12 protein-coding genes are annotated in these 17,348 nt (G+C 42.0%); 5 read left to right on the top strand and 7 right to left on the bottom strand.

Annotated elements, in window-relative coordinates:
• Positions 1–157: 157 nt before the first annotated feature.
• Positions 158–1,639 (top strand): sulfatase family protein, encoded by a 1,482-nt coding sequence (locus tag G5S32_RS19145; RefSeq protein ID WP_246201126.1) that lies wholly within the window; start codon positions 158–160, stop codon positions 1,637–1,639.
• A complete protein-coding gene (locus G5S32_RS19140; RefSeq protein WP_165313747.1) occupies positions 1,636–3,147 on the top strand; it encodes a sulfatase family protein in 1,512 nt (503 codons plus the stop codon). The genes G5S32_RS19145 and G5S32_RS19140 overlap by 4 nt, the downstream gene beginning before the upstream one ends.
• A gap of 249 nt (positions 3,148–3,396) precedes the next feature.
• Here the strand turns inward: G5S32_RS19140 and gnpA are convergent, their stop codons facing one another.
• The 4 genes from gnpA to G5S32_RS19120 form a co-directional block, all read right to left on the bottom strand.
• The gene (gene gnpA, locus G5S32_RS19135; protein ID WP_165313746.1) at positions 3,397–5,583 is read right to left on the bottom strand and encodes a 1,3-beta-galactosyl-N-acetylhexosamine phosphorylase; all 2,187 of its coding nucleotides are present in this window, start codon (positions 5,581–5,583) and stop codon (positions 3,397–3,399) included.
• A gap of 70 nt (positions 5,584–5,653) precedes the next feature.
• Complete coding sequence (locus G5S32_RS19130) at positions 5,654–6,823, bottom strand: glycoside hydrolase family protein (RefSeq protein ID WP_165313745.1); 1,170 nt, start codon at positions 6,821–6,823, stop codon at positions 5,654–5,656.
• 39 nt (positions 6,824–6,862) lie between these two features.
• A complete protein-coding gene (galT, locus tag G5S32_RS19125; protein ID WP_165313744.1) occupies positions 6,863–7,912 on the bottom strand; it encodes a galactose-1-phosphate uridylyltransferase in 1,050 nt (349 codons plus the stop codon).
• A 65-nt stretch (positions 7,913–7,977) separates the two neighbouring features.
• Positions 7,978–9,615 carry a SulP family inorganic anion transporter gene (locus G5S32_RS19120; RefSeq protein WP_165313743.1) on the bottom strand — a complete coding sequence of 546 codons (1,638 nt, stop codon included), beginning with the start codon at positions 9,613–9,615 and terminating at the stop codon, positions 7,978–7,980.
• 698 nt (positions 9,616–10,313) lie between these two features.
• On the opposite strand from G5S32_RS19120, the gene G5S32_RS19115 reads away from it, so the two are divergent.
• The 3 genes from G5S32_RS19115 to G5S32_RS19105 all read left to right on the top strand — a co-directional run bounded on the left by G5S32_RS19115 (position 10,314) and on the right by G5S32_RS19105 (position 14,647).
• The gene (locus G5S32_RS19115; RefSeq protein WP_165313742.1) at positions 10,314–11,279 is read left to right on the top strand and encodes a porin; all 966 of its coding nucleotides are present in this window, start codon (positions 10,314–10,316) and stop codon (positions 11,277–11,279) included.
• Between the two features lie 190 nt (positions 11,280–11,469).
• Positions 11,470–12,423 carry a ketopantoate reductase family protein gene (locus G5S32_RS19110; protein WP_165313741.1) on the top strand — a complete coding sequence of 318 codons (954 nt, stop codon included), beginning with the start codon at positions 11,470–11,472 and terminating at the stop codon, positions 12,421–12,423.
• Between the two features lie 565 nt (positions 12,424–12,988).
• Positions 12,989–14,647, top strand: coding sequence for a putative transporter (locus tag G5S32_RS19105; RefSeq protein ID WP_165313740.1), 1,659 nt, complete (start codon positions 12,989–12,991; stop codon positions 14,645–14,647).
• Positions 14,648–14,723: 76 nt separating this feature from the next.
• Here the strand turns inward: G5S32_RS19105 and G5S32_RS19100 are convergent, their stop codons facing one another.
• The 3 genes from G5S32_RS19100 to G5S32_RS19090 all read right to left on the bottom strand — a co-directional run bounded on the left by G5S32_RS19100 (position 14,724) and on the right by G5S32_RS19090 (position 17,337).
• Complete coding sequence (locus G5S32_RS19100) at positions 14,724–15,476, bottom strand: amino acid ABC transporter ATP-binding protein (protein WP_281347261.1); 753 nt, start codon at positions 15,474–15,476, stop codon at positions 14,724–14,726.
• Positions 15,469–16,413: an amino acid ABC transporter permease gene (locus G5S32_RS19095; RefSeq protein ID WP_165313739.1), complete on the bottom strand. Its 945-nt coding sequence runs from the start codon at positions 16,411–16,413 to the stop codon at positions 15,469–15,471. The genes G5S32_RS19100 and G5S32_RS19095 overlap by 8 nt, the downstream gene beginning before the upstream one ends.
• Before the next feature lie 117 nt (positions 16,414–16,530).
• Positions 16,531–17,337 carry a transporter substrate-binding domain-containing protein gene (locus G5S32_RS19090; protein WP_165313738.1) on the bottom strand — a complete coding sequence of 269 codons (807 nt, stop codon included), beginning with the start codon at positions 17,335–17,337 and terminating at the stop codon, positions 16,531–16,533.
• Between the last annotated feature and the right edge of the window lie 11 nt (positions 17,338–17,348).

The following is a 17,348-nucleotide window of genomic DNA, read 5'->3' as shown; positions in this document are numbered from 1 at the left end:
TATAGATTATTAACATTCAAAGGAGTAAATAATAGGTGTTGATAATAACATTTAGATAGAGACATTAATTTCCGTTTGCGATCGACTTAAAATAAAGTCATCAAAAAAACAATTTAATTGGCGATAAAATCATATGTATTTTTATATTGAAGTACTAATGATGAATAAACCTAACCTCCTCTATATATTCCCAGATCAATTTAGACAAATGTCGATGAGCTTATGGAATGAACTCTTATTTAATAAACATTGTTCTGGAGTTCCTGATCCAGTTTACACACCAAATTTGGATAGTTTTTCTCAACAAGCTTATCTTTTACCGAACGCAGTAAGTAATTGCCCTGTATGTAGTCCACATCGAGGAAGTTTATTTACCGGTCAGTATCCAAATAAAAGCGGTGTACCACTTAATTGTAATTCTGACCGTATTATTTCTAATCTACCAATAAATATAACCTGTTTTACGGATATTCTTGCTCAGTCAGGTTACCACGTAGGATATATAGGAAAATGGCATCTTGATTTGCCTACACCTAATGCTCCAGATAGACCCGGTGAATACGTCGACCCATCTGTCCCAGCTTGGGATTCCTATACTGAGCTAGCTCGTAGGCACGGAATTCACTATTGGTATGGTTACGGAACGTTTGACAATCACCATAACCCTCACTATTACGACACACACGGTGTAAGGTACGAACCACACACTTGGTCTGCTGAGCACGAAGCCGAAAAAGCGATTTCCTATTTGAAAAATGAATTCGGTGAAAGAGAGGTCGGTCAGCCATTTGCTTTGTTTGTCTCAATGAATCCTCCACACAGCCCCTATCAAAGTCTCAACGACTGCCGCGAGCAAGACTTAAAACTATACGAAAAGTTCATTGATGAACAATTGCTAGTACGAGATAACGCAAATTTAGACTTAGATAAAGCTTCTAGCGCACGGTATTACTTTGCCAATGTCAGCGGCGTTGACCAGCAATTTGGACGGATTATCCAGGCGTTAAAAGATATTGGTGAGTGGGACAACACTATCGTTGTGTTCACTAGTGATCATGGTGAAACCCTGTGTAGTCATGGGTTGACAGACGCGAAAAACGTGATTTATGAAGAAGCTTTTCTTGTGCCATTCTTAATCAAAGATATCGGACAATCTCTTCCTATAGTCTCTTCAACGTTTCTAAATAGCGCAGATATCATGCCCACCGTATTAGAGATGCTAGGTCTAAAAGAACGCTTACCTTCGGGCATTACAGGTCAAAGCAAAGCGCCTTTTATTCTCGATAACACCAGGAGTGAAGCTCCTACCTGCGCACTCTACATTCGCAACTTGGATGGTGATAAAGACGATAACGGTAAAGTTATCAGCTATTTTCCTCAAAGTAGGGGAATTAGAACTGATCGTTATACCTTCGCATTAACAATCGATCGCGATATGAATCTTGATGATATGTTGCTTTTCGACTATAAGACAGACCCCTATCAACTAGCTGACATCTCTTGGCAATGCAGTGCCAGTCTTGCCAAAGAATTGCTTACCCTTCTCGCAGCAGAGCTATCTCGTATTGATGACCCGTGGGCACAACAAAGAATTTTAGACGAACTACTACCTTACCCAAACTCTAAGGAGTTCCAATGACCAACACGCTTCCAAATGTAATTATTCTCTATGCCGATGACTTGGGTTTTGGCGACTTAAGCTGTTATGGTGCGAATAATATCCCCACGCCAAACCTTGATAAGCTTGCGGAAGAAGGCACTAAATTTAGCCAAGGTTATGCCACTGCTGCAACCTGCACCCCTTCTCGCTATAGTTTGCTTACTGGTAGCTATCCATGGCGAAATCCTAATGCGGCTGTGTTGTCCGGTGATGCACCACAAATCATCGGTAAAAATCAGCCTACACTGCCTAAGATGTTCAAAAAGCAAGGCTATCGCACTGGTATTGTTGGTAAATGGCATTTGGGCTTAGGAGACGGTAATCTTGATTTCAATAAATTGATATCTGGTACACCGAATGATGTTGGTTTCGATCAGTCTTTTATCATGGCGGCAACTAACGATAGAGTGCCCTGCGTATACATTGATAACCGAAATGTCGAAAACCTTGATCCAAACGATCCCATAGAAGTCACTTATGACTGGAACAAGGCGTTTACGGATGTACCCAATGGACGAAACCATCCGGAACTACTAGACATGATGTACGATCATGGTCATGACGGTACCATCATCAATGGTGTTAGCCGTATCGGTCATATGCGCGGTGGTCAATCGGCGATCTGGGATGATGAAACCATGGGTGAGCGATTTACCGAAAAAGCCATAGAGTTCATCGAACAAAACCAGCATACGCCATTTTTTCTCTACTACGCACTTCATCAGCCACACGTACCACGCATCCCAAACCCTAAATTCAGGGATACCACACCACATGGTGCTCGTGGCGATGTCATTGTCGAGATGGATTGGTGCATTGGTCAGGTTTTGAACAAACTTGAAGCATTAGGATTAAAAGAAAATACTCTGGTGATTTTTTCTAGCGATAATGGTCCCGTACTCAATGATGGTTATAAGGATCAAGCGATTGAACTAAATGGAGACCATAAGATGGCTGGGCCATTACGCGGAGGGAAATACAGTTTGTTTGAAGGCGGAACCCGAGTTCCATTTATCGTAAGCTGGCCTAACGTTACCACAGAAAAACTAAGCAACGCATTAATCAGCCAAGTTGATCTGTACCATAGTCTGGCAATACTAATTGGCTATCAGTTAAGCGAAAATGAAGCGCCAGATAGTGAAGACCAACTATGTACATTAATCGGTCTTCATCCCTATGGGCGAAAAAACATGATTCTGGAAGGGATGCAGTACAAAAAAGTATTCCGAGATCGACGCTATGTATATATTCCCGCTCATGATGATGACTTTATCTGTCAGTACACTGGCAATGAAAAAGGCAATCTCCCATCACCACAGTTGTATGACCTTTTCGATGATATTGGCCAGCTAAATAACCTTGCTGAAGTGATGCCCGAAAAAGTTGAAGAAATGCAAAATCTATTCGATCAGTTAACTTCACGAGAAAAAACTCGTGCCCCTATTCGTAAACGCATTTCTTTCCCCCGCGTTAGGACGAAGATTTAAGGTCAATAAGAAATACGACAAATTAAAAGGCAAAAAAAGGTGCATAAAAATGCACCTTTTATTTCAACTTGATCTAGATGACTTATACCATATCCTAGATAAAAATATGATCAGACTGAGCATCGGCGAGCAACGAATGGGCGTCAAACGCGCATTCATTCGTCCCTGAATCTCCGCCGAGCCATCCATGGCTCGGAGGGTTTACTTATCGACGCCCATTCACTGATCAGGAAATTTTCCAGAATGGTATTAGTGGGAAATCCACTTCCACTCATAGCTTGCTAACCTAATATCCACCAACTCACCATCTGTATTACGAACAGTCAGAGTCTGAGGCTCACTAGAGTAGTTCACTGCTGTCACTTTTCCTGTTTTAGGGTAATAAGCAACATCCACAAATGGGTGGTCTGATAGCCATACATGATGCTGTGTTTCATTACTACTTAACCATATCAACACATGTTGTAACAGACGCGCGTTCTTCATATTGAATAATAGGTTTCCCATATACACTGAGCGCCCTTTGCCATAATTACGAGCAGTGAGCGCTAAGTGTTGCCCTTGTGCTGCCAGCACAGCAATATCAGTCGCCTGCGGATAAACATAGCTTGGATTGCCAAAATCGAGCTCATCTGTAACGAACTGGCTAAGATAGTGATCTTTCGAGATAGAAAGAGGCATAGCAACACGCCCCATGGTTAATGCGGTCTCTTTTTCCAACCCAAAGACATCTCCGAGTTGGAAATAACGGCCATTTTTCTGGAATGCTGATGGGTCACATACTCCTAGCAGACCACCACCTTGACCGACAAATTTACGCAAAGCCACCAGAACATCACTGTTATCCCAGCAATCAGCTCCGCTCCATGCAGAGTTTGCATCACCCGTATTGATAATCACTTTAACATCCTCACCAATGCCATTTTGAATGATGTCATCAAAGCTAATGAACTCAACGTCGAATGGTAAACCAGCCAAACATTCCAACAAATTATTACCCACAAATTCCATCACATCTGGGCGCGGTGGGACATAAAAACGTTGGTCGCGTGCTTGGTTTTGCAGCCAACTGCGAGACTTACCCCAAGCACTTAAAACTGCGACTTTTCCCGGTAACTTTTGCGACTCAGTACCTTGAGTATTTTGCAAATAATCCCCAAATTCCTTCGATATGTCAGTAACATGGTCAACAAAATTCGGAAAATTATTTGCGAGCGAAAGGTATCCACCGTAGCCAATTCTATCCAGCGGCTTTTGTAACATAGCTCGGCGTATTTTGACCCAGTTAGACATCGACTCAACGACTGGGTCATTTCCTTCGCGAAAGACATCAGGGAAAAAATAAGGATAGAAACGCGCTTCACGTGTCTGTTCTCCCGTAGAATCAGTTAGACGGCGTAGTGCAACCCCGTCTTCAACGGCACCGATATTGATATCAAGACCAATTTTTTGGTAGCTCTCAAGGTAAGGTTCGGTTCCAATCCAGTGGTCACCTTGGAACATCGCTGTTTTCTTCCCATTTTCGTGCGCCATTTTCACGAGCTCAGCAGCAAAATCAACAACAAACTCTTGCACAAATGTCATCCAATCTTGGTAACGCTGAGAAGGTGCTTTGTATGTACCGTTGTAATAACCTGCATCCACGAAATCTTCTGGCGTCAATCGATAACCAAAACGCTTTTCAAAATCTTCTAGTGCTCGTGGGCTTACGGTTTCACCATAGCCCGTCCAATCCCGGTAAATATCCTGATTTTGTTCACCAGTATCAATCACGAACAAAAAAGCAAAAGTGGTAAAACGAACGACTGTGGTTTTTGGATGCTCATTCAACCAACGGGCGAAGTGTTGAATCAAATGTGCACGGCACTCTGGATGGTAGGGATCCAAGCTCTTAATTCGTGGTCCTTTCCAATCGTTAGTTAATGCATTGTACATTGAGACACTGTCCCACACCTGACGAGCCATAAACGTCACCGTGTACTCGTGATATGGCTCCGCTTGTTGGATAGTTACTTGCTGAGTCGCCGAATCAAATTGCCACAATTCTTCATCTATAACGGTGTTGGTAGTACGATTTCGCACTTCCCACCAGCACTTAGGGTCGCTGTCGTTATCTAGCTCGTATTTGTCTTTACTATAGCCATCAAGAGGCTGAATAGTTAGCGTTTCAGCCATGGCTGTTACTGGAAATGACATCAAATACTTACGATGCAGATACTCAGGATGTTGATTGGCAAATTGCTGATCAGCGCGAACCAAGCACACTACAGAGTAAATATCACTATCTTGCTCCGCTAGCGACTCAGGCATTGTCGTACCATCGCTGTCTCGCAGAGCGTCAGCGTGCCAGCGTTGGTACAAATCTAATACGACTTCTTCTTGACCAACCTCAACTGGCAAAGTCATGTGCCCCTTGGTTGCCGAAACCTGTTTCATTCTAAAACTCCAAAACGTTAAATCCGCGGGCACATTTACCCGCATGAACTAAGAAAATGTCAGTGAAGAATTACCAGAAGAAATTCTGATATCCATTGGCACGCATTAACGCTTCGAGGTAGTAATAATCACCGTAAGGAAGCATGTTGTCACATAGCCCTACTTTGACAAAAGAAGCGCCATTAGCCAGTAAACCAAGTGCACCGTCATTGAGTGTTAAATCACACTGTTTCATTAGACCTTGAAGCAAATACAATCCCCAGTCTCTATACATTTTTGCTTCATCGGCATCTTCAATACATTGAGCGATAAGCAGAAGACCCGCGGCAGTAATGGAACCTGCCGAGCTGTCTTTGTACTGAATTTCATGCTCAGGAAGTAAGTAATCCCAAACTGGAACGCCATCGTTAGTGATATGATCGGTCGCGTATTTAGCTAGCTTCTTGGCCAATGTTAGAAATTGCTCATCCCCTGTATATAGATACGTCTGAGCAAAGCCATGAATGGCCCAAGACTGACCACGAGCCCAACAAGAAGCATCCGCATAGCCTTGGAAAGTTTCGCCTTTTAATGGTTGCTGAGTGATTGGGTCGAAATTAAATGAGTGATAGGTAGAAAAATCATCACGAACGATATTCTTCGCCAGTGTTTCACAATGACGCTTAGCGGCATTAGCATAAACCGGAGTACCTGTAATTTCAGAGGCCCAAAATAACAGTGCCGTATTTTGTAAAGAATCAATGATTGATTTACCTAACGTCACTTCAGGACCTAATGGATGAGTGTCGTTCCACGCCACAATATATCCACCTATTTTCCTGAAGCGATGAACCAAATGATCAGCAGCTCTTAACGCCATCATTTTTGATTCTTCATCTCCCGTCAGTTTGTAATCTGCAACACAGCTTAAGCTGAACTGAAACCCCAAATCATGATCGAGCCAGAATGGATCGAGCAGCATGTTAGAAAAGTAACTCTTACGTAGTTTTGCACTGTTTTTAAATACCTCATGGCCTGTCATTTGATAACTTAACCATAGTTCTCCAGTCCAGAACGACGAAACCCAATCAAATTGGTCGCAATAAAGCCATTGGTATGATGCTGTGCCGATCTTAGGGTTACGCTCACCTATTTTTGGAATGTTGCGACGTATCGCCTCAACAACAATTGGCAAATGATTCATTACACTTTGTTCGTCTAATGCTTCCGGCAAAGGACGTAGAAAGACTTTCTCGGTCATAGAAAACACTCTTGTTAGATTTTGATTAAAAACTCAGAATTACTTCTCGCGATAGTGGGCAGCACTGACAACACGCAACTTTTCTGCAGCTTGCTCTGGCGTTAAATCTCGCTGAGACTCGGCAAACATCTCATAACCAACCATGAATTTTCTAACGGTTGCACTACGTAGCAAAGGTGGAAGAAATGAGGCATGCACTTGCCAATGCTCACTGTTTTCAATTAGTGAAAATGGTGCGCCATGCCATCCCATACAGTACGGAAAAGAGCATTGAAACAAGTTGTCATAGCGGATTGTGATCTCTTTTAAAGCAATAGATAGATCAGACTTTTGTTGAGAAGAAAGCTCAGTAATTCTACTCACTTTGTGTTTTGGCAGCACAAGGGTTTCAAAAGGCCAACTCGCCCAATACGGTACTACAACAACCCAATGCTCAGTTTCAACAACAACACGTTCTTTATGCCGTAATTCGCGATGGACGTAGTCATGTAATAGCGGGGAATGATGCTTACTGAAATACTCTGCTTGAAGCTGATCTTTCTTGCTAACCAAGGTAGGAATGAAACTGTTTGCCCAGATTTGTCCATGAGGATGTGGCTGAGAGCATCCCATGGTTTCTCCTTTATTCTCAAAAATCTGCACCCATGGATAATGCTTGCTTAAGCTGTTAGTCTCACTAATCCAAGTTTCGATGACTTGTTCTATTTCTTGGTGCGTGAGCTCGGCTAATGTACGACTATGATCCGGAGAAAAACAGATGACTCGGCTTTCTCCTCTCGCACTATGCAGTTTGAATAGAGGATCGTCATTTATCTCTTTAGCTGGTGTATCACCTGTCAAAGCAGCAAAGTCGTTTTTAAATACGAATGTGCCAGTGTAGTTTGGGTTTACATCACCGCTTACACGCTCGTTTCCAGCGCATAAGAAACATGATTTTTCATAACTCAATGAAACCTCAAGCGCAGGCGCTTCCTGCTGACCACTCCACGGTCGTTTCGCTCGATGTGGAGACACAAGAACCCACTCACCTACTAAAGGATTGTAGCGGCGATGAGGGTGCTCAATTTCATCAAATTGAGTTGCTTTCATAATGACTCAATATCCTTCTATACCGTGTAAAAATTCTTTCAGACAAACTTTTCCGCCCCAGTCCGTTAGCAAGAAACCACTCCCCACCCTATTGGTAGTGAAGATAAATGTTCATAAAAATGGGATTCTTTGAAGTATGGAGAACCAAGGAGCATGGCTTGTTTAGCGTTCGCTTTGAAATGGCAAAAATAGACTTCTCGATCATCTTGTGTAGCAACTTCAGCCAGCATTTGTACACCGAGATGGTCAACAAAGTTGATTCCTCGCCCCAAAATAATCAGCCTCTTAGCGTTGATGGCATCCAGTTCATTATGTAGGTGAGCGACACACCCGAAGTAGATAGAACCGTTGATTCTGACTACTTGAGTATTGAGTCGATCTTCTTCACTAAAACCCAGCTCACTAAGGTCAACTTTATCTACTACTGGTCGTGAAGTTCTTCGCAGATAAAAGAACATAGACATCGTGATGCCAACATAAATCGACAGTTCTAAATGAAGGAAGAGAGCGGCTAAAAAAGTGGCAATTAAAATCACAGACTCTTTCTTATCTTGTTGCATTATTGAACGTATGTGTTGTACATCAACAAGGTTGTAAGCCACTACCAATAGAATTCCACCCATGCCAGCTAAAGGTATGTAGTGGATATACTCGACCATAATAGGCATCATCAAAAGCAATATTAAACCAGCAAACACAGCAGCTAGTGGTGATTTCGCGCCGCTGCTATAGTTCACACCACTACGGGTAAATGATCCTGATGACATATAACAGGAGAAAAATGCACCTACGACGTTTGATATCCCCTGTCCAATGAATTCTTGATTACTATCTATACGTTGTTTAGATTTTAAAGCTACAGCTCTACCAATTGAAATAGCTTCAACCAAACCTAACAAAGCAACCGCTAAGATTCCTCCCAACAACTCTTTGACTAACTTAATATCTAAATCAGGTGAAGATAGTTTTACCGTAGTACTTTGAATCTGCTCAACATACTCAACATCAATACCGCCTTCAGTTAGTAATAAAGCAGCAACAACTGAAGCCATCATTGCAGTCAACATGTTCGGCATATTAGGAAAAAAGCGCTTTGTGGCAACACAGCTAACAACTGTTACCAAAGCGAGTAGCACCGAGAAAACTTGAACATGCTGCAGATGTGTTGCCACACGCCACAAATTTTCTATGGCTGTGCTTGCTGAAGCATAATTTAATCCCAGTGCATACCTTAACTGACTAATAGAAATTACAACTGCAGCTCCTGCGGTAAAACCGATGACTACAGAATGGGAAACGAAATTGACTACTGCACCAATCCTCATCAAACCCATGAGTAACTGCACGGTACCGGCACAGAAAGTTAGCGTGATGCACAGTTGGATATAGAGTGATGTTCCTGCATCAGCAAACTGGCTAATTGTGCTAAACACGATAATGGACAACGCTGCTGTTGGCCCAGAAATCAGGTGTTGAGAGGAGCCAAATAAAGCAGCTAATATTGCTGGGATGATAGCTGTGTATAGTCCATATTCAGGAGGAAGCCCTGCTAACATTGCATACGCCACACCCTGAGGCATTACGATTACAGCACCTGTCAAACCGGCTAAACAATCAGCTCTCAAATTTTCCTTATTAATTAGAGGTAACCAAACCATAAAAGGAAAATAACGAACTAATACTGTTAACAACTGCTCTCTCATAATATCTCTTATATTTAAAACGCTTGTATTTAAAAATGCGAAACACAGCACACTTATACGAAAAATCAAAAACAAAAAACAAAAAACAAAAAACAAAAAACAAAAAACAAATTCATTAACTGTGACAATTATAGATAAGCATTCATTTCAATCAATATAAAATGAAAACATGTTCAACATAACCAATGACAATTATTATATTTTGCGATCGAGATATAATTTGCAAATTACTTGTATGCTGTTTATTAACCTCTGTCATTTACCATTCTAAATATCTACATCAATTTAAACGCAACACCATCCAGAATAAAGCCACACAAACGAAACAAAGCCAAGACTGACAAGCTAATTAAAGCAATGTAAATAGTGACCAATCTGAGAACGCGAGGCAAATCCCATAATATCTATCAATGTAAATAAAATTCGCAAATACGTTAAATAATCTTAATCATCTTATTTAATCAATTTCATAAAACTAATTACACAATAAAGATAACAAATAACACATCATTATGAAGTAGATCGTAAAAAATATTTATAAATTTAATTTTCAATATATTTAAAAGTTGTTTTGTATAAGATTCCCCTGTCAACTTGATTAATAAAACATATTACTCACTAGCAAACAAATTACGTTATTAAACAAATTAATGTACTCGATTGCTTTTTGAGTAATCAATATATATATGGAGTAAAATATGAAAATCAAACCATTAGCAGCAGTGGTATCTCTTTTAGCAGCAGGTTCAGTAACGGCGGGAGAAATATACGCAACTGATACTAACACCGTTGAGCTTTCAGGTTGGGCAAAAGCAGTTGGTCTATATGTAAATGCTGACCAAGCAGATAAGGAGTCTCATGTATGCACTGATGCGCACTTAAAAGCAAAAGCAACACATTTCCTTAATGAAGATACTAAAGTTATTGGTTCATTTGCTATCAATACGGGCGACAGCGCTGGTGACCGAACAGCTAAATTTGAAGATATTAAATTGGAGTTTGACCATACTGGTTTTGGTAACCTTTCGCTAGGTGACACTGGTAACTCATTTGGCGCAATTGAAAAGGCAAAATCAGGTGAAGGTGCAAACTTATACATCGTTGGTCAAGGTGGCGTAAACGGGCAAGGTATTCGTTACAAGAAAACTATCGATAAACTAGAACTATCTGCAAACTACGAAACTGATAGCGAATCTAGCAACGAGTCAAACTATGCTCTATCTGCAAACTATAAAGCAGACAAATTCTCCGTTGCAGTGGCATATGGCTCTGATGGTGACGAAGCTGATTCTGTTGGTGTAGCAGCAGACCTAACTCTTGGCTCTCTAAAACTTGCTGCAGGTTACATCTCATTTGAAAATGCTACATCTTTAAAAGCCAATGACAGTGTTGAGCTAAAACTTGAACTACCAAATAACGGTGATACGTACTCAATTGCAGCGACTTACACTATCGATGTTTTCCGCATGTACGGCTCAGTCCAATATGCTGAAGGTGATTACAAGGGCAATTCCTTTGATGCTCAAACGGCATACCTAGGTCTAGGTTACGATGTAACTAAAGAGTTCAAAACTGACTTCGTACTGCAAACTGGTGAAATTGACAAATCAGGTGTGAAAGAAGACGGTAATGCAATCAAATTTGTAGCTAAATATTCGTTCTAATCTCTCTTTTATCTACTGACTTTTCTTATTAATTACGCATTTTTGCGAGAGTCACATCAGGGTTGATGTGACTTTTTTATTCCTCCAAGTAGCTTGTTACTTATTGTTCAAAATTAGTTAGCACTGGTGATCATCTTCGTGAACGTTTAATCTGATCGAGTTAAACAAACTGCACTTAAGGAGGAGTATCTTGAAATTCGCTATGATCGGCGCAGGTGGCATTGGTTGCTATTATGCAGCCAAACTCGTTGCCGCTGGACATGAAGTTGTATTTGTTGCCAGAGGTGAGCATTTAACAGCTCTTCAACAAAATGGCCTGTCATTAGAACATCCATATTTTTCATTTGCAGGCTCTGTTTCAGCAACGGATGTAGAAGGTCTATGTAAGCAATATAAAGGCAGTGATTTTGACTTGTTGTTCATCGCTTCTAAAGGTAGTACCACATCTGCAATTATGGAACAGATGAAGGTTTGGCTCGATCAGTGTGACACCCCTGTTTTATCCATTCAAAACGGTGTAATGAATGAAGGTCTTATTGCAAACACCGTTGGAGTAAAACGAACCATAGGCGGTTTAGCGATTAAAATTGGTGCTCACGTTTTAGAACCCGGTGTAATCGAAGCCACTGGTATGGCACAAATCGACTTTGGTGCATGGCCATCCGAATCTGCTAATCCAAATCTCAAAGAGTTTCTCATCGAACTCAGCGCTGTTTTTGAAGAGGCAGGTATTCCGAACCAACTTTACAATGACGTCAGCTATGCTCTGTGGCGCAAACTCATCATTAACAACGCAGTGAATCCAATTACAGCTCTCACCATGAAAGACACTCAAACTGTCACTCGTGATCCCATATTAAGACAGACCGTGTACCAGATAATGCAAGAGACTGCACGTGCAGCAAGGTTTGCTAATGTCAATATGACCGAAGATGACGTTGAAGATATGTTTAAGCTGATATGTGAATTTGATGCTATCAAAACTTCAATGTTAGTGGACAGAGAGAAAGGTCGCCAAATGGAAATCCAAGAGATATGTGGCCCAGTGATCGATTACTGCCGTCAGTCAGGTCAACCTGCGGCATCGACAGAATTGATTTGTCACCTTCTACAACATGCTAGCGGTCAGATGCTCGAAACATAATACCATCCTAGATAAAAATATGACCAGACTGAGCATCTAGAACAGCGAATGGGCATCAAATGCAAACGCGCATTCATTCGTCCCTGAAGCTCTGCCGAGCCATCCATGGCTCGGAGGGTTTGCTTATCGACGCCCATTCACTGATCAGGAAATTTTCCAGAATGGTATAACCGTCACTTTCACTGCATACTTTGGAACTAATAAGATCATAATATGCAGTGAAATATTATGTTACATTTAGAGCATCATCGTTTACTTTTCCTGCAATAAATAAACGCTTTTTACCCTTATTTAACATATATTTAATCGCAAAATCTATTTCCTGCGAAACAGCACATTTTTGTATAACTAGAGTTAACAATCTAAGTCTATTGCAGTATTACTAATCTCTAAGTTAGGGCAATAAAGTGACGTTGAGTTCCTGTCTATTTAGTGCAATTTCAACGCCTATATCTGAACCCTCCAGCCGTAGACATAACCACGTTAAAGTTCTTACGCCTACCCCTGCCTGATGTTCATCAACGTTTGCCCGTCAACCGTTTTATAATTGTTCAGGAGGCTTACTATGAGTGATATTGCACTCTCTATCAGTATCCTCGCTCTGGTAGCGGTGTTGGGTCTGTGGATAGGGAATTGGCGACTTTACGGGGTTGGTTTAGGGATTGGGGGGGTGCTGTTTGGTGGCATTTTCGTTGGTCACTTCACTGGTGCTTGGGGCGTTGAGCTTAACTATCATACCTTACACTTTATCCAAGAGTTTGGATTAATCTTATTCGTCTACACCATCGGTATCCAAGTTGGTCCCGGCTTCTTCTCTTCACTAAGAAGTTCAGGACTCAAACTTAACGCCTTTGCTTCATTAATAGTGTTGTTGGGATGTCTGGTGACCGTTGCACTCTACTACTTATTTAATGTCCCTCTTCCCGTCATTCTAGGGGTCTTTTCGGGTGCGGTGACGAACACTCCATCTCTTGGTGCAGGTCAGCAAATTCTCACCGAGCTCGGGGGCCACGAGAATCTTCTTGATATGACTGGCATGGGTTACGCCATTGCTTATCCATTTGGCATCTGTGGCATATTGCTTACCATGTGGCTAATTAGAATCGTATTCAGAGTCAATGTGGATCAGGAAGCTGAAGAGTTCGAAATCAAAAATGGTCACAAGAAATCCAGTTTACATACGATGAATATCTCAGTGAAAAACCCAAATTTGAACGAGCTATTCTTAAAAGATATTCCATCTCTTAGCGATGGCAACATTGTCTGTTCTCGTCTAAAGCGTAATGAACAATTGTATGTACCAAAACCGGATTCTCGTGTTGAGGTCAATGATCTACTCCACCTCGTCGGCGATAAGAATGCTTTGGAAAAAGCACGTTTAGTCATTGGGGATGAGGTTGATGTTTCATTATCCACAAGAGGAACAGAACTGCGAGTACAACGGCTAGTTGTGACCAACGAAGTTGTACTCGGTAAAAAATTGCGAGACTTAGATCTAAAAGAGAAATACGACGTCGTTGTCTCTCGACTTAACCGCGCGGGTGTTGAACTGATTCCGACTAGCAACTCTACCCTTCAATTTGGAGACATCTTAAACCTCGTCGGTCGACAAGAAGCCATCGAAGCTGTGAGCGGTATGGTGGGTAATGCACATCAAAAATTGCAGCAAGTACAAATGCTACCTGTATTTGTGGGTATTGGTTTGGGCGTGCTACTTGGCTCTATACCTTTTTACTTACCGGGCTTTCCCGCTGCTATCAAACTAGGCTTAGCTGGCGGACCGCTGATTGTTGCCTTGATCCTCGCCAGAATTGGCAGTATCGGTAAGATGTATTGGTTTATGCCCCCAAGCGCGAACTTAGCTTTGCGAGAAATCGGAATCGTACTCTTTCTTGCAGTGGTAGGTTTGAAATCAGGAGGTAACTTTATCGAGACCCTAGTTCAAGGCGATGGAGTTAGCTGGATGGGTTACGGTGTCGCCATTACCGCTATTCCGCTTATTACTGTTGGGATATTGGCAAGAGTGCTTGGACATATCAACTATCTCACCATTTGCGGTATGCTAGCTGGTTCAATGACCGATCCACCAGCACTAGCGTTCGCTAATGCTTTGCACGAATCAAGTGGAGCTTCAGCGCTCGCTTACGCAACGGTTTACCCTTTGGTGATGTGTTTGCGAATACTGTCACCACAAATACTGGCTTTGATACTTTGGACTATGTAGCTTCGAAGTAAGGTAACTTAGAAAAAGAAAAACCGAGCTTTAAAGCTCGGTTTTTGCGTAATCATCGTCCAGACTATTACAGCACTTTTGCTAAGAACTGTTGCAGACGAGGATGCGCAGGATTATCAAACACCGCTTGCGGGCTGTCATCTACCAATAGTTTGCCGTCTTCCATGAACAACACTCGGTCAGCCACTTCACGGGCAAAGCCCATTTCGTGAGTAACGATAACCATGGTCATACCTTCTTTTGCTAGAGACTTAATAACATCCAGTACTTCCCCCACCATTTCTGGGTCAAGTGCTGAAGTTGGTTCATCAAATAGCATCAAATCCGGTTTCATTGCTAATGCACGAGCAATCGCAACGCGTTGCTGTTGACCGCCCGATAAATGCGTTGGGTAGTTGTTCATGCGATCTTCCAAACCCACACGCTTAATCAACACTTTCGCTGCGCCTTCCACTTCATGTTTAGGACGCTTCGCTACTTTCATCGGTGCGATCATGACGTTTTCTAACGCCGTCATATGCGGGAATAGGTTAAAACTTTGGAACACCATACCTACATTTTGGCGTAGTACGTTGATGTCCGTGGTTTTCGCATACATATCGAAACCATCAACAATGATAGTTCCTGAGCTGATCTCTTCTAGTTGGTTCAAGGTACGTAAAAACGTCGATTTACCAGAACCTGAAGGACCAATAATAACTACCACTTCACCACGCTTTACCGTAGTCGAAACTGATTTTAAAGCATGGCAACCATTAGGATAGAACTTATCTACATCGTTGGTGTAAACCATATCTTCGCCGTTATATTCACTAGTCACTGGCTGATAACCTCTTCTCTAAACGTTGAATTGCCCAAGACAGAGTCCCGGTTACTAGTAGGTAAAGTGCTGCAACAGTGAACCACACCTCAAACGGTGCAAAGCTACCACTGACAACTTCACGACCCGCTTTGGTTAAATCAGTAATAGAGATAACTGATACCAGCGAAGAGTCTTTAATAAGGTTAATAAACTGGCCAGCTAACGGTGGCAAAGTGCGTTTAAGTGCTTGTGGAAGAATGATGTAGCGCATCGCTTTTGGATAAGTCATACCCAATGAACGCGCGGCTTCCATTTGCCCTGTTGGAATCGCCTGAATACCTGCACGAACAATTTCTGCAACGTAAGCACCAGTAAATACCGATAACGCAACAACACCTGCTGTGAATCGTTCAAAATCGAGTACCGTTCCGATAAAGAAGTAAACGATAAAGATTTGCACCAGAAGCGGCGTTCCACGAATCAATTCAACATAGGTGAGCGCTAAGTTTCTTGCTGTTTGATTCTTAGAAACTCGCATCAGACCAAATATCAGGCCGAGCAAAACAGCGAATATGAGGGAGATAAAGGAGATTTCTACCGTCACCCATAAACCATGAGCAATCGGTCCGAACTTCCATTCATTCAGTTGTGCAACCGTATCGCCTTGGAATACCAAGTCACCGTTACCAACCATTAATGTTGTGTAATGATCTATGATTTGAGGCTGGCTAGAGTCTTCAAACTCAATCGTTAACTGACCTGCTTTAACCACTGCTGTGCCGTCACCGTTTGCACGGAGCTGTTGCATTTCGGTGTTGACGACATACGGCCAGAGACGATCCCAATGCCAGTTATAATTGATACTCTTCCCAGAGAAATAGACCGCGCCAATCAGCATGGCCATAATTAGGACATAAATTCCGTGTCCTATCCATTTTGAGGATTTTGACTGCATCACTCAGATTCTCTTTATTCTTTTTAATGAACTGGGCAACTCTCGCTGCCCAGTTGACTAGAGTTTTGATTCACTATCACTTAAGCAGTGTTAGCAAACTCAAGTTTAAAACGTGAATTATTGAACGTCTTTCAACCAGTCGTCAGACTTGAACCACTTGTCGTACATACGATCGTAAGTACCGTCGCCTTTAATTTGACGTAGGTAGTTGTTCAAGAAGTTTAGGAAGTTAGCATCATCCTGACGAATTGCCCAACCTAGAGGCTCGTAAGTGAACGGTTCGCCTAGGTGTGCAACTTTGCCTTTGTTTTGTGCAGCGTAGATAGCGTTGTATGGGAAGTCATAAACAAACGCGTCAGCTTTACCGTTAACAACTTGTAGAACGGCATCCACTTCTGTGTCGTAAAGGTCAACTTTTGCGTTGAAAAGGTGTTTCTTCGCAGCTTCCACACCCGTCGTGCCAAGCTTAGTAGAAATTGTGTACTTAGGATCATTCAGGTCAGCATAGCTCTTAACTTTACCTTCAAGCGCTGGAGAGATGATCATAGACTGACCGATGATGATGTACGGGTCAGCAAAGTTAACTTTCAAGTTACGCTCAGAAGTGATAGTCATACCACCCATGATGATGTCGCACTTGTTAGTTTGTAGCGCAGGGATAATACCATCCCAAGCTGTGTTCACTGGAGTGAATTTAACACCCATAGAACGCGCCATGTGCTTACCTAAATCGATATCAAAACCAATGAAACGGCCATCTTTAGTTTTCATTTCGAAAGGCATGTAGCCAGCATCAAAACATACTTTTAGCTCACCTGAGCTAAGAACACCTTCTAGGTCAGACTTTGCCATCGCTTGATTAGCACCAAGTAGAGAGCAAGCAAATACAAGTCCAGCTGCTGAAGATTTAATAAATTTTTTCATAATATCCCTTA

The organism is Vibrio ziniensis (genome assembly GCF_011064285.1).
GTDB classification, from domain to species: domain Bacteria; phylum Pseudomonadota; class Gammaproteobacteria; order Enterobacterales; family Vibrionaceae; genus Vibrio; species Vibrio ziniensis.
Note: the sequence above shows the minus strand (reverse complement) of the source record. Positions and strands in the feature narration are given on the sequence as shown.

Coding starts and splice junctions, on each gene's coding strand:
- G5S32_RS19145 (WP_246201126.1), top strand. CDS start 158: ATGATGAATAAACCTAACCTCCTCTATATATTCCCAGATCAATTTAGA.
- G5S32_RS19140 (WP_165313747.1), top strand. CDS start 1,636: ATGACCAACACGCTTCCAAATGTAATTATTCTCTATGCCGATGACTTG.
- gnpA (WP_165313746.1), bottom strand. CDS start 5,583: ATGAAACAGGTTTCGGCAACCAAGGGGCACATGACTTTGCCAGTTGAG.
- G5S32_RS19130 (WP_165313745.1), bottom strand. CDS start 6,823: ATGACCGAGAAAGTCTTTCTACGTCCTTTGCCGGAAGCATTAGACGAA.
- galT (WP_165313744.1), bottom strand. CDS start 7,912: ATGAAAGCAACTCAATTTGATGAAATTGAGCACCCTCATCGCCGCTAC.
- G5S32_RS19120 (WP_165313743.1), bottom strand. CDS start 9,615: ATGAGAGAGCAGTTGTTAACAGTATTAGTTCGTTATTTTCCTTTTATG.
- G5S32_RS19115 (WP_165313742.1), top strand. CDS start 10,314: ATGAAAATCAAACCATTAGCAGCAGTGGTATCTCTTTTAGCAGCAGGT.
- G5S32_RS19105 (WP_165313740.1), top strand. CDS start 12,989: ATGAGTGATATTGCACTCTCTATCAGTATCCTCGCTCTGGTAGCGGTG.
- G5S32_RS19095 (WP_165313739.1), bottom strand. CDS start 16,413: ATGCAGTCAAAATCCTCAAAATGGATAGGACACGGAATTTATGTCCTA.
- G5S32_RS19090 (WP_165313738.1), bottom strand. CDS start 17,337: ATGAAAAAATTTATTAAATCTTCAGCAGCTGGACTTGTATTTGCTTGC.